The following is a 14,160-nucleotide window of genomic DNA, read 5'->3' on the forward strand; positions in this document are numbered from 1 at the left end:
TCCAGCCTTAACAAAAAGGGCTGGTTGTGGGGAACGGGGTACGATGACCGATCGCTTGCTCGGGAGAAACCCCCAGGGGCCTGAGGGGGGCGATTTCGCCGGAGCCACGCCGGAGGGCCAGGGCAGGCTGGTGGGCAGGCGCTACCGCCTGGTGTCACCGGTGGGCCGCGGCGGGATGGGCATGGTGTGGCACGCCCACGACGTCCTGCTCGACCGGGACGTCGCGGTCAAGGAACTGATCCTCCCCTACGGGCTCGACCACGCGGGCAAGCAGGGCGCGCACCGGCGGATGCTCCGCGAGGCCCGCTCGGCGGCCCGGCTCAGCCACCCCGGCATCGTCACGGTCCATGACGTCGTCGAGGAGGACGGCCGCCCCTGGATCGTGATGGAGCTGGTCCGCGCCTGGTCGCTTGAGCAGGCCGTACGACAGAGCGGACCGCTGCCGGTGGTCCAGGCCGCCGAGATCGGCATCCGGGTGCTCGACGCGCTCCGCCACGCCCACGCCGCCGGAATCATGCACCGCGACGTCAAACCCGGCAACGTGCTGCTGACCTCCGACCGGGTGGTGCTCACCGACTTCGGCATCGCCGCGATAGAGGGCGACGTCACGATCACCCAGACCGGCCTGCTGATGGGCTCCCCCGCCTACATCCCGCCGGAGCGGCTGTCCGGCCAGCAGGTCACTCACTCCTCCGACCTTTGGTCCTTCGGTGCCACGCTCTACGCGGCGGTCGAGGGCCGGCCCCCCTACGAGGGTCCTGACGCGGTGGCCGTGCTCGGCGCGATCCTCACCCAGGAGCCCAACCGCCCCCAGCGGGCCGGCGCCCTGATCACCGTCATCGAGGGCCTGCTCCGCAAGAACCCCGCCGACCGGATGAGCGCCGCCCAGGTGTCGGACCTACTGGACCGGGTGCTGCGCAGCCACGGCTCCAGCACCCCGAACCGCACGCCCAGTCCGTCGCCCCCGTCGATGCCGGTCCCCGGCGACTCCATTCCGATGCACCTGATGCCCCCGCTGGACGTGCCCTCGGGGCCGATGCCCTCCCGGATCATCGAGACGCCCTCCGGCCCGATCCGGGTGCCCTACGACCCGGCCGCCGACTCCCCGGGGGGCCACGCGCCCCCCTACGACGCACTCGCCGGCCCGAGCGGGGGCCACCGCGCGGACCTGCTCTCCCTCCCCGGGCACTCCTCGTCCCCCAGGACCCCGCAGAGCGGCGGGCACCAGCGCGGGTACGACGCGCTGCGCAGCCCGGCGACCGGACCTGACGGCAACCCGTTCGACGCGCTGACCAGCTTCTCCGGCGACCTCCCCGGCGTCCCGCCGTCCGCACCGCCGCGCGACGGGCGGAGCGGGGCCGCACTCTGGCCGATCCCGGGACCCACCCCGGCCCCGCAGGAGCAGCCCACCTCCGACGCCGTACGGAACTCCCAGGCCCTGACCTCACCCGGCAGGGCCGGGACACGCGCGGGCACGCGCCGCGCCCCGGAGCGCGAGGGCGGCCGGTCGCGCGGCAGCGGCCCCGACAGCCGTCTGCTGATGCTCGGCGGGGGCGGCGTGCTGGCCATCGTGGTCGCCGGGCTCATCGCCTTCCTGCCCGGCGACGACTCCGGCACCGCGAACTCCACGGGCCCCTCGGCGGCGATCTCCGCACCCGCCGACCCGGGAACGTCCTCCGGGTCCGACGAGGAGATCCCCGACGGCTTCAAACTGGCGAGCGCCGCCGGGGTCTCCGGCGCGGTGCCAGGCGACTGGACCGTGAAGGCCGACTCCAAGGGAACCGTCACCTTCTCCGGGCCGAAGGGCGGCGGGCAGAACATCGTCGTCGTCGAGGTGCCGGTCGAGGACCCGGTGGCGGCACTCGGCAAGGCGAGCAAGAAGGGCCTGGACGAATACACCGAGGTAGGCGTGACGGTGGTGAACTACCGCAGCTGGAAGGCCGCGGACTGGGAGTACACCTACGTCCAGCCCAACGGCGTTCCGATGCACGGGCTGACGCGCTACGTCGCCGTCAACGGCCAGACCGCCTACCAGATCACGTTCAGGGTGCAGGATCTCGACTGGGAGAAGAACTCGGAGATCCTGGGCACCTTCTTCGCCACCTTCACCTCCGCCGACTGAGCCCGCCCGCGAGACGGTCTCCCGGTCCGGTCACGAGTGATGGCAGACTTCACTCGTGACCGCCGATACCACGCCCCCCGACATCTCCGGTACCCGCGGTGACGGCGGTGCGCGGATCGCCACGGTGCAGCGGCGAACGCTCGCCGTCCTTTCCACCGCCCAGATCAGCGGCGGGATCGGGGTCGCCGTGGGACTCAGCTTCAGTTCGGTGACCGTGCAGGAGCTCTCCGGCTCCACGACGCTCAGCGGACTGGCCGGGACCGCGACGGTACTGGGCGCCGCGCTGCTGGCACTGCCCACCGCCAGATCGTCCGGCCGGGGCGGCCGACGGGCCGGGCTCACCCTGGCCTACGGGTGCGCCCTGATCGGCTGCCTGGTCTCGCTGCTCGCCGTCGCCATGGGTTCGTGGCCGCTGCTGCTGGCCGGGCTGGTGCTGTTCGGCGCGGCCAGCGCGGGCAACCTGGCCTCCCGCTACGCCGCGACCGACCTGTCGGCGCCGGGGCACTCGGCCCGGCACCTGTCGCTGGTGGTGTGGGCCACCACCGTCGGGGCGGTCGCCGGCCCGAACCTGGCGGGACCCGCCGAGCGGTTCAGTGCCGGGCTCGGCCTGGCGGCGGGCAGCGGCCCGTTCGCCCTCGCCCTGCTGAGCTTCACGATCACCCTCGGCGTCATCCTCCTCGCCCTGCGCCCGGACCCCCTGCTCCTGGCCGCCCGCTCCGCGCCCCCGCCCCCGGACGCCGCGTCGCCCGTCCCCGGGGAGCGTCTGGACGAGGGACGGCAGACCGCGTCTCACCCCTCTGCCCCCTCGACCCCGGCCACGGCATCGCGACAGGACAAAGGCACGTTCCGCGCCGCCTGGCGGGTACTGCGTGAGACACCCCTGGCGGGACGCGCGCTGGCCGCGATCGCGGTCAGCCACACCGCCATGGTGTCGATCATGTCGATGACCCCGGTCCACCTCGACCACGGCGGCTCGACGTACACGGTCATCGGCATCGTGATCAGCCTGCACATCGCGGGCATGTACGTGCTGTCCCCCGTGGTCGGCTGGCTGGCCGACCGGGCCGGGCGGACACCGGTGCTGGTGCTGGGCATGGGCCTGCTGCTGACCTCCGCCGTCCTCACGGGCGGGGCCGAGGCGCACGACGTCACGCGGATCACCGCCGGGCTGGTCCTGCTCGGCCTCGGCTGGTCCTGCGGGCTGATCTCCGGTTCGGCGATGCTCAGTGAGGCGGTGCCGCCGGCACACCGCACCGCCGTACAGGGTCTGTCGGACCTGCTGACGAACCTCTGCGGCGCGACCGGCACCGTGGTCGCCGGGGTGATCGTCGGCAGCCTGTCCTACGGCGTGCTCGGCGCGGCCGTCGCGGTCATGGTGACGATCACCGGCGCCTGGCTGGCCCTGGGCAGGCCCTGAGCAGGCGTTTCCAGCCGTTCCTCCACTGGCGTGCCCGCCGGGCGGAGCTCACTTGGCGTCGGCGTAGCAGCGCACCGGGACCGCCTGCATCGGGAAGCGGACGGGAGTCGATCCGAACAGCAGCCGGCTCGCCTCCTCCGCCGCCCTGCCGACCGCCGCGACGACCTCGTCGGCCTGCTCGGCCGGGCAGTGCACCATCACCTCGTCGTGCTGGAAGAACACCAGCCTGGCCGGGTCGGGCAGCAGGCCGCGCAGCACCGCCATCAGCGCGAGCGCCCACTCGGCCGCGGTCGCCTGGACCACGAAGTTCCTGGTGAACCGGCCGCGGTCGCGGGCCGCGCGGCCTCCCTCGGGACCCGAGACCAGCTTTCGCCAGCCGGCCGAGGGCGGCGGCGAGGTGCGGCCCAGCCAGGAACGGACCACCTTGCCCTCCTCCCCCGCGCGGGCGGCGTCCTCCACGAACTGGTAGGCGCGGGGAAAGCGCTGGCGCATCACGGCCAGCAACTTGGGCGCGTCTCCACTGGTGCCCCCGTACATCGCCGACAGCATGGCGATCTTGGCGTTGTCGCGCTCGCCACCGAACGCCTGTGCCAGCGCCTGGTAGAGGTCGATCTGCCCGGCCGCCCTGGCCAGGCCGCCGTCCCCGGCCATGGCGGCCAGCACCCGCGGTTCCAGCTGGGCCGCGTCGGCGACGACCAGTGTCCAGCCGTCGTCGGCCACGATGACCTTGCGCATCAGCTTGTGGATCTGCAGGGCACCGCCGCCGTTGGTCGCCCAGCGGCCCGTCACCACGCCGCCCACCACGTACTCCGGCCGGAAGCGGTGGCCTCGGACCCACTGGTCGGCCCAGGCCCAGCCGTGGAAGCTGTAGAACCTGGCCATCTCCTTGTAGGCGAGCAGGGGCGCGACACCGGGGTGGTCGACCTGTCTGATGTCGTGGGCCCTGGTGGAGGAGACGGGCACGCCCGCCGCCTTGAACGCCCTGACGATCTGCTGCGGGGAGTCGGGGTTGAACGGGGTGCCGAAGGCCGCCGTCACTTGGTCGGCCAATGCCTGGAGCTTGGCCGGCCGCATGCCGTGCACCGGGCGCGGGCCGAGCAGGTCCGTCAGCAGTTCGTCGTGCACGTCCTCACGCCAGGGCATGCCCTCGGCGGCCATCTCCGCGGCGATCAGCGCCCCGGCCGACTCCGCCGCGACCAGCAGCCGGAACCGCCGCGGGTCCGCGGTGGCCTCGACGCGCCGCAACTGGTCGGCGTGGACCTCGGCGACCAGGTCCGCGTCGGGCGCCGGCGCCTCCTCCTCGAAAAGGGTGGCCTGTCGCGCCTGGGGTCCCTGGTGGTCGTCCGGCACGGGGAGCCCGTGCAGCCTGGCGTGGGCGGCCCTGGCCGAGCGGGGCTCGCCGAACCGTTCCTCGTGGGCCAGGAGCAGGCTCTCGGTCAGCGCCAGGTCGTGGCAGCGCGCCAGCCGCACGCCGGCGGCGAGCAACGCGGGGTAGACCTCCCGCGTGTCGGCCCAGACCCAGCGTGGCCGCCGGGCCTCCAGCTCGCGGACCGCCGAGACCAGATCGGCGACGGCCACGGCGGACTCGCCGTCCACGCGCAGCACGCCCCCACCGCCGGGAGTGGCCGCGACTGACACGTTCATACGCCAACAGTGCCACGCCGATACGACATTCCGGCCGGATCAGACGAGCGGTATGACGATCTCGTCCTCGAGCGGGGGCTCGATCTCCTGCGGCAGGCAGCCGGTGGCGGCGAAGCAGCGGATCCGCAAGGCCTCGGGCGTCACCGAGACGTGCAGGAAGCTCTTGAAGAACGGCGGGATGTCCCAGTCCGACAGCTCCGACAGGTAGCGGTGGAACACCCTGCCGACCGGAAGCCGGAACGGCATCGGCCAGCCGCCGAGGATCCGGGCCGCCCATCTCATCCGCCGGGTGATCGGCACGGCCGGGATGTCCCGTACCGGGGTGTTGCCGATCTGCCGGGACATCAGCGCCGTGCTCTCGTCCGGCGTGAGGTAGAGCCATCGCATGCGCAGCCGGTCGCTGTAGAGCCTGCTGTAGAAGGACAACGAGTCACCGCGGAGCGGGTAGCACCGGTAGTCGTCCTCGTGCAGGCCGCCGACGGTGACCCTGGGGGTGGTGTGGGTGGCGTGCATGAAGGCCCCCGAGCCGCCCGCCACGATGTACTGGATGGTCCGCTCCCCGACCCTGATCGGGAAGCGCTGGTAGTTGTGCACGTCGCCGCCTATCGCCGCGACGTAGCTGTGCGCGGGGTCGGTGACGATGTCGTCGATGGTGCCGCCCCCGGCCAGCTTCGACGGTTTGTAGTCGTTGCGGGTGTAGATGGGCTTTCCGGTGATCAGCACCTTGGGCCTGGGGTCACGGGAGACCTCGCGCAGCCAGCCGGCCTGCTCGGCGTCGATGTCGCCGCGTATCCCGGTGTCCACGCCGACGATGAGCAGCCCGGGGGTCTCCATCGCCCAGTAGGGAGCCGGCTGCGCGGCCTGCTGTTCGGGCTTCGACCGCCGCTCGCGCGCCCTGGCCAGCCTGGCCTCGTCGATCTTCTCGGGCCTGCGCCAGAGCAGGCCGCGCAGTCCGGAGGGCGACAGCTTGAACCCCTCGCCCTCCGCCTCCAGCGACGGGGCGTCACAGAAGACGCGCATGAAGCCGCCGAGCCCGTCGTACCAGTCGTGGTTGCCGGGGATCGCGTAGATCGGCGCCCGGTAGTCCTGGTAGGGGCGGAAGAACTTGTCCTCGTACTCGTTCCCCGAGCCTGTGGGATAGATCACGTCACTGGCGACGACCGCGAAGGCGGTGTCCTCGCCGATCTTTAGCATGCCCGGCACCACGGCGTACTGCGAGGAGTCGCCCTCCCCGGTGTCACCGAGGACCAGGAAGGAGAACTCGGGACCGACGTCCATCGGGATGCGGAAGGAGGGGTCGGCGCCCCGGGCCCGCTGGGACGCCACCCAGCGCGCCCGTACCTGCCCCGACGGGTCTCCGAACAGGGCCGCGAGGACCTCGTTCCTGGAGCGCCAGACCGTACGCACGTCGAGCCAGGAGAAGGGCTCCTGACTGGGCAGCAGGTCCTCGAAGGTCCCCCTGCGCGTGCAGGACCAGCCCGCCCCCTCCTTGGACACCCGGGAGGAGACCTCACGCCCGCGCTGCGCCGCCCGTCCGACATCGACCATGACCATATCTTGGCAATGATCTTAAGGAGTCGCACCCGAATCACCGTCAACAAAGGAGGGCGATCCATACCCGAAGCGGTTGAACCGGAAATCGCCGAGGCGGATGAGGACGGGCCCGCCGTCCAGGTCTCGGGTGAGGAACGATCAGGCGGTTCCCCCTTCCCACCGGGATCCGCCACGGATCCGCCGGAACCCCACGGGGAGCGGATCGTCCCCGCGCCGATCTCTGGAATACAGTTCCACCGTGTACGCCTACTGGGAGACCGTTCCGACCAGGTGGAAGGACAACGACGTCTACGGCCACGTCAACAACGCCGTCCACTACTCGATGATGGACACCGTGGTCAACACCTGGCTGATCAGGAGCGCGGGTCTGGACATCCACGACGGCGACGCCATCGGCCTGTGCGTCGAGTCGCACTGCGTCTACAGGGCGTCGGTCTCCTTTCCCGAACCCGTCCGGGTCGGGCTGCGGATCGGACACCTGGGCCGTTCCAGCGTCCGCTACGAGCTCGGGCTGTTTCGCGCGGACGGCGAGACGGTCGTGGCCGAGGGCCACTTCGTCCACGTATTCGTCGACCGGGAGACCCGGCGGCCCACCGGAATCCCCGGGCCGCTCCGCGAGGCCATGGAGAAGCTGGTGGTCGCCGGTTGACCTCGTTCCCGCCCCCCGCCGGAAGGCGGAGGGCGGAAGGCTAGAGACCCGCCGGAAACGGGTCCCAAAGGAGCGGGCCTCAGGGGACGGACTTCTCCGGGGCGACCAGGACACCCGGACTGAGGATGCCCCCGGGGTCGAGCCGGTCCTTGATCCCGCGCAGGATCTCCACACCCAGGTCGCCGATCTCGACCGCGTGGGCCTCCCGGTGGTCGCGGCCGACGCCGTGGTGGTGCGAGATGGTGCCTCCGGCCGTGACGATCGCCTCGTTGACCGACCGCTTGGCCGCCTCCCACTGCCCGACGGGGTCGTCGGCCTGCGCCGTGACGACCGTGAAGTAGAGAGAGGCGCCGGTGCCGTACACGTGGGAGATGTGGCACATCACCAGCGGTGAGCCGAGCGAGGCGTGCAGCGAGAGCCGCACGGCCTCGTACAGGCGGGGCAGGTTGGACCAGAATCCGGCGGTCTCCAGCGTCTCGACGGTCGCCCCGGCGGCGAGCAGCGAGTCGCGCAGGTAGGGCGCGGAGTAGCGCCCGTGGGCCCACGACTCGCCGGGGTCGGGACCGAGGTAGACGCCGCCGAGCCCGGACGCCACGGCGGCGACCCGTTCCCTCAGGGCGGGCACCTCCGAGAAGCCCTCGTACCCGGCGATGGCCAGGCAGCCCGCGCCGGCGGACAGGGCGCCGATCTCACTCGGCCTGGCCAGCCCGATCATCGTCTCGGTCTCGTCGGACAGGCGCAGCACCGTGGGCACGGCGCCCTCCTGGACCAGGCGCCGCAGCGCGGCCGAGCCCGCCGCGAACGACTCGAACCGCCATCCCTCGTAGACGCGCTCGGCGGGCGCCGGTCGGACGCGGAGTCTCAGGGAGGTGATCACGCCGAAGGCCCCCTCCGATCCGAGGATCACCTGGCGCAGGTCGGGCCCGGCGGCCGAGGCGGGCGCCCGGCCCAGGTCGAGGGTGCCCCGCGGGGTCGCCACGGTCATGCCGACGACCATGTCGTCGAAGCGGCCGTAGCCGGCCGAGGCCTGGCCGCTGGAGCGGGCGGCGGCGAAACCGCCCAGCGTGGCGTACTCGAACGACTGCGGGAAGTGTCCTAGGGTGAGCCCGTGCCCAGCCAGAAGCTGCTCGGCCTGCGGGGCGCGCAGCCCCGGTTCCATCTCGGCGACCATCGACTCGCGGTCGACGGCGACCAGCCGGTTCAGCCGGGCCAGATCCAGCGCGACGACACCGGCGAAGCCCTGCCTGGACGCGACCAGGCCGCCGACCACGGAGGTACCGCCGCCGAAGGGGACCACCGCGACCCGGTGCGCGGCACAGGTCGCCAGCACCGCCAGCACCTCGTCGTGGGAGCCGGGCAGCACCACGGCGTCGGGCGCGTCGGAGCCGTCTCCGGCGCGCATGCGCAGCAGGTCGGGGGTGGACTTGCCGCGGGTGTGCCGGATGCGGGCGTCGTCGTCGAAGTGCACGTGGTCGGCACCGACGACACCGCGCAACTCGGTGAGAACCAGCGGTGACAGGGCCACGGCGGGCAGGCGCACCTCGCCGAAGTCGGCGGCCCGGCCCCGAGGCGGGCGCACGCCCAGCATCTCGTGGAGCAGCTTGCGAATCGGTTCCGGCAGGTCGGCGGCCTTGGCGGGATCCCCCCAGCCGGACCAGAGCATGGGTTCCGCGGCACTCGTCGGTTTTTCCACCTCTACACTGTGACATATGACGTCCATCCGTCACAACGCGGCCGTGGAGAGCGGCGACCAGATCCTCGATGCCGCCCGCGAGGTGGTCCTCGCGGTGGGAGTGCGGCGAGCCACGCTCACCGACGTGGCACGCCGGGCCGGGGTGTCACGCATGACGATCTACCGCCACTGGCCCGACATGCGCACTCTCGTCGCCGACCTGATGACCCGCGAGTGGGTGCGCGTCGCCGGCCGGTTCGCCACCGAGGACCCGGTCACCGCGGCGGTGGCGGTGGTGCGGGCGCTGCGCGACCATCCGCTCTGGCGGAAGATCGTCGAGGTCGACCCCGAGCTGCTCCTGCCCTACCTGCTGGATCGCCGGGGCTCAAGCCATGAGGCCATGCTGGGCCTCGTCGAGTCGGCGATCACCGCGGGACAGGACCTCGGCACCGTGCGCCCCGGTGACGCGGTGACGCTGGCCAGGGGCGTACTGCTGACGGCCCAGTCGTTCCTGCTCTCCGGCCCCACCATGCTGAACCCGCTCACCAGGGACGATCTGGACGCCGAGCTCGCCACGCTCCTGGAAAGGTACCTAAGACGGTGAAATCCTCTCTCAATGCCGCCCGCCGCGCCCGCGAGCTCGCCGAGGTCCGCGACCTCGTGGTGGACGTGCTGGTGGTGGGGCTGGGCGCGACCGGTGCCGGGGCGGCGCTCGACGCGGCCTCCCGAGGTCTCTCCGTGGCCGCGATCGACGCCCACGACCTGGCGTTCGGTACCTCCAGGTGGAGTTCCAAGATGATCCATGGCGGGCTCCGCTATCTGGCCAGAGGACAGGTCGGGGTGGCCTACGAGAGCGCTGTGGAGCGTGGTCACCTGCTCGGGCGTACCGCACCGCATCTGGTCAGGGCGCAGCCCTACCTGCTGCCGCTGGTCCCCGCGGTCTCCCGCCGCCAGGCGGCGCTGGTGATGACCGGGTACCGGCTCGGCGAGGGGCTGCGGATCGCGGCGCACACGCCCCGCCACCTCCTTCCCGGCCCCTTGCGCATCTCCGCCGAGCAGGCGCTCGCCCTCGCCTCCCCGCTGGGTTCGCGCGGGCTGCGCGGCGCCCTGCTGTCCTGGGACGGGCGGCTGACCGACGACGCCCGCCTGGTGGTCTCCGTGGCCAGGACCGCCGCTCGCTGGGGGGCGAGGGTGCTGACGCGCTGCCGGGCGCTGGAGGTGTCCGGCGAGGGCGCGCTGGTCCGCGACGAACTCGGCGGGGACACCTTCACGATCCGGGCCAGAACGGTGGTCAACGCCACCGGGGTATGGGCCGCCGGGCTTCACCCGGACATCCGGATGCGCCCCTCACGCGGCACCCATCTGGTGCTGCGACCCGAGACGCTGCCGGGTCTGGCCGCGGGGCTGCACATTCCGATCCCCGGCGCGAGCAACCGGTTCGCGCTGGTGCTCCCCCAGCCCGACGGACGGATCTATGTCGGCCTCACCGACGAGCCGGTGGACGGTCCCGTCCCGGATGTCCCGCAGGCGCCGGAGGATGACGTGACCTTCCTGCTCGCCGTCCTGAACTCCGTGCTCGAGGAGCCGGTACGACGTGAGGACGTCGCGGGCACCTACGCGGGGCTGCGGCCGCTGCTCGCCGCCGGCGGCCACACCGCCGACCTGTCCAGGAAGCACGCGCTGTTGGCCACGCCGGACGGGATGGTGACGGTGGTGGGCGGCAAGCTGACCACGTACCGGCGGATGGCCGAGGACGCGGTCGACCGGGCCGTGTCGCTCGGCGGGCTCAGGGCGGGCCGGAGCCGCACCGCGAGCCTGCCCCTCGTCGGGGCCGTCCGGCCGGACGGCGGTGGTAAGGGCACGGACCGGCTCCTGGAGCGGTACGGGAGCGAGGCGGGCGCCGTGCGGGCGCTGATGGCCCGCGAGCCCTGGCTGGCCGAGGCCGGTCCGACCGGGGTCACGGGGGCCGAGCTCGTCTGGGCGGTCAGGCACGAGGGCGCCCTGGACGTGGACGACCTCCTCGACCGGCGGACCAGGATCGGCCTCGTCCCCTCCGACCGCGAGGCCGCCCTCCCGCTGGCGCGCGCGGCACTGGCCTACTGACACCACTGACACCACTGACACCACTGCCACCACTGCCACCACTGGCGCACTTTTACCCGCCTATGATCTTTTTCCCCCTGCGCCACCCTGATTCGATCGTTAGGTTAGTCTTGCCTAACTCGGAGCAAGGAGAGAGTGTGATCACGGGCGGCGGCGTGAGCATGGCGGACATGGCGGGCAGGGGATGCGAGCACCCCCGGGGGTGCCATACCGGCGAACTGCCCGTCCACGCCAGCGCGACCGTCGGAGCCCGCTTCTGGCTGCTGATCGAACACTCCGGCCCCTGGGCCTCCCACCTCGAGGACTGCAAACTTCCTGAGGGCGTTCACACTCTTATCAAACGGGCCACGCGGCTCGGCATCCGGCCCCAGCTGATTCGCCGCCCAGGTCGCAGAAACCCCGTGGAAACCGGCATTCACGTCATGGTCGCCGACTCCACCGCCGCCGAGCCGTGGATCGCCGAAGGCATCTTCGCAGGTCCAGACGATCTTGACCTTGACAGCGTGGTGGCCGGAGTGGTCCCGGAGTCCTGCATACTTGTGAGTGAGCCGGTTTTTCTGGTCTGCACGCATGCCAAGCGCAACGCGTGCTGCGCCCGCATTGGACTACCCCTAGCTCGGTCCTTGGCAAAATCATTGCCGGACACAGTATGGGAAACATCACATGTTGGCGGCGATCGATACGCCGCCAACCTCGTGTGCTTGCCACACGGGCTTTACTACGGCAGCATGTCTCAGGCTGCTGCGATCGCGGCAGCCGACGCGTACCGGTCCGGCGAGATCATTCTTGACCGTTTCCGGGGACGCGCAGGCATCCCTGAGCCACTGCAGGCCGCTGAGCATTTCATCCGCATTCATACGGGTGAACTCTCGGTTGGCGGAGTGGCCGTGGAATCCTCCAGGTCGGACGGCGCCGTCACCGAGGCATTTGTGCGCGGTAGCGGCGCTCGTTTTCGGGTAGTGGTTGAACCCATGACGCTGACAACGCCATGTGGTACGGCTTGCGCCGATACGATCACTACCTACCGGCTGGTAGCGCTGGACAGGCTGACCCCTGTGCTGTACGCCACGTCCGCGCTGACCTGACTTGAGGGAACATCACGGCCAATCCAGGCGTTGGATCCAGGGACGCCACAAGCGTCCAAATGCGGCATCAACCAGAAATACCTCTCAACTATAAGGTGGTTTTCTCATGTCTCAGGTACGTCGGCAGACCGCCCGGCCTCGGCCCAGCTGGGGATGGCAGGATGACGCCGCGTGCCGGGGCGAGGACCTCGTGCTCTTCTTCGGTCCCGACGGTGAGCGTCAGCCCGAGCGTGACATTCGCGAACGTAAGGCCAAGGCGATCTGCGCCCAGTGCCCTGTTCGCGCCGAGTGCCTGGACTACGCGCTGTCCCGTCCGGAGAAGTACGGCACCTGGGGCGGTCTGAACGAGGACGAGCGCGCCTCCGAGCGTCGCCGTCGTATGCGCCGCGCCGCCAGCGCCGGCATCAGTGCCGTCGCCTGAGCAGTACCTCCACCCGGCTTCCCCTCACGTGTGATCTCGCGCACCCCCTGCGAGATCACACGTTGTCGTGTCGGGCCCCGCACGTGCGGCGTCTGGAGCAGACCACCGCACGGCGGGCATTTCCCCTTTACGGCCTACTGCGGCCCGGCTTCCGCATCTCCTTGTGGATGATCTTCCACTTGTTCTGCAGTTCCTTGCGGAGTCGCGCGTCACTCCTGGAGGCCATCCAGGCGGCCTCCCTCTGGAGCTTGTTCCAGCTCTCCAGCCGCCGCTCGGGAAGCGTGCCGTCCTCGATCGCGGCGAGCACCGCGCAGCCCGGCTCACTGTCGTGGCCGCAATCGCCGAACCTGCACCGCTCGGCGAGTTCCTCCAGGTCGGAGAAGACCATGTCCACGCCCTCGCCCATGTCGTACAGGCCGATGCGGCGGATACCGGGCGTATCGATGATCAGTCCGCCTTTCGCCAGCGGGATGAGCTCGCGGTGCACGGTGGTGTGACGCCCCCGGCCGTCGCCGGCCCTGACCTGCTGGGTCTCCATGACGTCCGTCCCGGCCAGGGCGTTGACGAGCGTGGACTTGCCCGCGCCGGAGGCACCGAGCACCACCGCGGTACGCGTGCCCTGAAGGTATTCGCGGACGATGCCGACCCCCTCCCCGGTGACCGAGCAGACCGGGTGCACGTCCACCCCCGGCGCCGCCGTGGCCACCTCCCTCAGCAGGAAGTCGAGCCCCTCGCCGATCAGGTCGGACTTGGTGACGAGCACCACGGGACGGCCACCGCTCTCCCAGGCGAGCGCGAGCAGCCGCTCGATCCTGCCCAGATCGGCGGTGTCGGTGGCGTGCAGCGCGGGTTCGGCGACGAAGACGACATCGACGTTGGCGGCGAGCACCTGCCCCTGTGAGTCACCTGAGAGCCCGCCCCTGGAGACCCTGCCGACACCGCCGCGCACGAACGCGGTGCGCCGGGGCAGGAGCGCCTCCAGCTCGAAGCGGCCTTCGGACAGCCGGCGGAGCCCGACCCAGTCACCGACGCAGGGCAGTGCCACGGGATCGGCGGCGGCTTCGCGCCGCACTCGGGCACCGTAGTCGGCCCGGAGATGGCCGACGGCGGACAGCACCTCGGCGGCACCGCGATCGACGCGGGACACCCGGGCGGGAGTCAGACCGGCAGGGAGTTCGGCGGCGAAGAAGTCGTTCCAGCCGAGCGCGGTGAGAGCGGCGGATGAAGAAATGATTGGCGAAGACAACGTGGTACACCCTTTTGGAAGGTCGGGTGCCCCGTCACGAATCGGCTAGGCGGGCACCCGAAGGTTGGTGGATGGCATGATCATCAGAACAACCCGCATGATCTCCACCTCCTCGTGGCTCACGACCGCCCGTCTCTCGGACGACGTCTTCCGGAGAACCATAGCGCAGCCCCTCCCGTCCGGCGCAAACCCGTTTTCGGCCGTAGCCCGGGAACGCGTCGGGGCCCCGGGACGCGTGACGTCCCGG

At 71.3% G+C, this 14,160-nt stretch carries 11 protein-coding genes; 7 read left to right on the forward strand and 4 right to left on the reverse strand.

What is annotated here, in order from left to right:
- The first annotated feature begins 43 nt into the window (after positions 1-43).
- A complete protein-coding gene (locus tag AB0J58_RS15670) occupies positions 44-2,122 on the forward strand; it encodes a protein kinase (RefSeq protein WP_364215578.1) in 2,079 nt (692 codons plus the stop codon).
- 55 nt (positions 2,123-2,177) lie between these two features.
- Positions 2,178-3,539, forward strand: coding sequence for an MFS transporter (locus AB0J58_RS15675; protein WP_364215581.1), 1,362 nt, complete (start codon positions 2,178-2,180; stop codon positions 3,537-3,539).
- A 48-nt stretch (positions 3,540-3,587) separates the two neighbouring features.
- On the opposite strand, the gene AB0J58_RS15680 is transcribed toward AB0J58_RS15675, so the two are convergent.
- Positions 3,588-5,183, reverse strand: a complete 1,596-nt coding sequence (locus AB0J58_RS15680) for a bifunctional 3'-5' exonuclease/DNA polymerase (RefSeq protein ID WP_364215584.1) — start codon at positions 5,181-5,183, stop codon at positions 3,588-3,590.
- A 39-nt stretch (positions 5,184-5,222) separates the two neighbouring features.
- Positions 5,223-6,731 (reverse strand): metallophosphoesterase, encoded by a 1,509-nt coding sequence (locus AB0J58_RS15685; protein WP_364215587.1) that lies wholly within the window; start codon positions 6,729-6,731, stop codon positions 5,223-5,225.
- Positions 6,732-6,975: 244 nt separating this feature from the next.
- On the opposite strand from AB0J58_RS15685, the gene AB0J58_RS15690 reads away from it, so the two are divergent.
- Positions 6,976-7,386, forward strand: a complete 411-nt coding sequence (locus AB0J58_RS15690) for a thioesterase family protein (RefSeq protein ID WP_364153263.1) — start codon at positions 6,976-6,978, stop codon at positions 7,384-7,386.
- Between the two features lie 79 nt (positions 7,387-7,465).
- Here the strand turns inward: AB0J58_RS15690 and AB0J58_RS15695 are convergent, their stop codons facing one another.
- Positions 7,466-9,049, reverse strand: a complete 1,584-nt coding sequence (locus tag AB0J58_RS15695) for an FAD-binding oxidoreductase (protein ID WP_364215608.1) — start codon at positions 9,047-9,049, stop codon at positions 7,466-7,468.
- A gap of 46 nt (positions 9,050-9,095) precedes the next feature.
- Between AB0J58_RS15695 and AB0J58_RS15700 the strand changes: the two genes are divergently transcribed.
- The 4 genes from AB0J58_RS15700 to AB0J58_RS15715 all read left to right on the forward strand — a co-directional run bounded on the left by AB0J58_RS15700 (position 9,096) and on the right by AB0J58_RS15715 (position 12,667).
- Positions 9,096-9,662 (forward strand): helix-turn-helix domain-containing protein, encoded by a 567-nt coding sequence (locus tag AB0J58_RS15700; protein WP_364215590.1) that lies wholly within the window; start codon positions 9,096-9,098, stop codon positions 9,660-9,662.
- On the forward strand, positions 9,659-11,161 hold the full coding sequence (locus tag AB0J58_RS15705; protein ID WP_364215593.1) for a glycerol-3-phosphate dehydrogenase/oxidase: 1,503 nt from the start codon (positions 9,659-9,661) through the stop codon (positions 11,159-11,161). Before AB0J58_RS15700 ends, AB0J58_RS15705 begins: the two co-directional genes overlap by 4 nt.
- A gap of 137 nt (positions 11,162-11,298) precedes the next feature.
- The gene (locus AB0J58_RS15710; protein WP_364215596.1) at positions 11,299-12,246 is read left to right on the forward strand and encodes a sucrase ferredoxin; all 948 of its coding nucleotides are present in this window, start codon (positions 11,299-11,301) and stop codon (positions 12,244-12,246) included.
- A 106-nt stretch (positions 12,247-12,352) separates the two neighbouring features.
- Complete coding sequence (locus AB0J58_RS15715; RefSeq protein ID WP_012893126.1) at positions 12,353-12,667, forward strand: WhiB family transcriptional regulator; 315 nt, start codon at positions 12,353-12,355, stop codon at positions 12,665-12,667.
- 127 nt (positions 12,668-12,794) lie between these two features.
- Here AB0J58_RS15715 and rsgA read toward each other — a convergent pair whose 3' ends face one another.
- The gene (gene rsgA, locus AB0J58_RS15720; protein WP_364215599.1) at positions 12,795-13,913 is read right to left on the reverse strand and encodes a ribosome small subunit-dependent GTPase A; all 1,119 of its coding nucleotides are present in this window, start codon (positions 13,911-13,913) and stop codon (positions 12,795-12,797) included.
- Positions 13,914-14,160 lie beyond the last annotated feature (247 nt).

It is taken from the genome of Streptosporangium sp. NPDC049644 (assembly GCF_040675205.1).
Lineage (GTDB): Bacteria > Actinomycetota > Actinomycetes > Streptosporangiales > Streptosporangiaceae > Streptosporangium > Streptosporangium fukuiense.

Excerpts from the sequence above, each read along its gene's own strand:
- AB0J58_RS15670 (WP_364215578.1), top strand. The coding sequence starts at position 44 with ATGACCGATCGCTTGCTCGGGAGAAACCCCCAGGGGCCTGAGGGGGGC.
- AB0J58_RS15695 (WP_364215608.1), bottom strand. The coding sequence starts at position 9,049 with ATGCTCTGGTCCGGCTGGGGGGATCCCGCCAAGGCCGCCGACCTGCCG.
- AB0J58_RS15700 (WP_364215590.1), top strand. The coding sequence starts at position 9,096 with ATGACGTCCATCCGTCACAACGCGGCCGTGGAGAGCGGCGACCAGATC.
- AB0J58_RS15685 (WP_364215587.1), bottom strand. The coding sequence starts at position 6,731 with ATGGTCGATGTCGGACGGGCGGCGCAGCGCGGGCGTGAGGTCTCCTCC.
- AB0J58_RS15680 (WP_364215584.1), bottom strand. The coding sequence starts at position 5,183 with ATGAACGTGTCAGTCGCGGCCACTCCCGGCGGTGGGGGCGTGCTGCGC.
- AB0J58_RS15715 (WP_012893126.1), top strand. The coding sequence starts at position 12,353 with ATGTCTCAGGTACGTCGGCAGACCGCCCGGCCTCGGCCCAGCTGGGGA.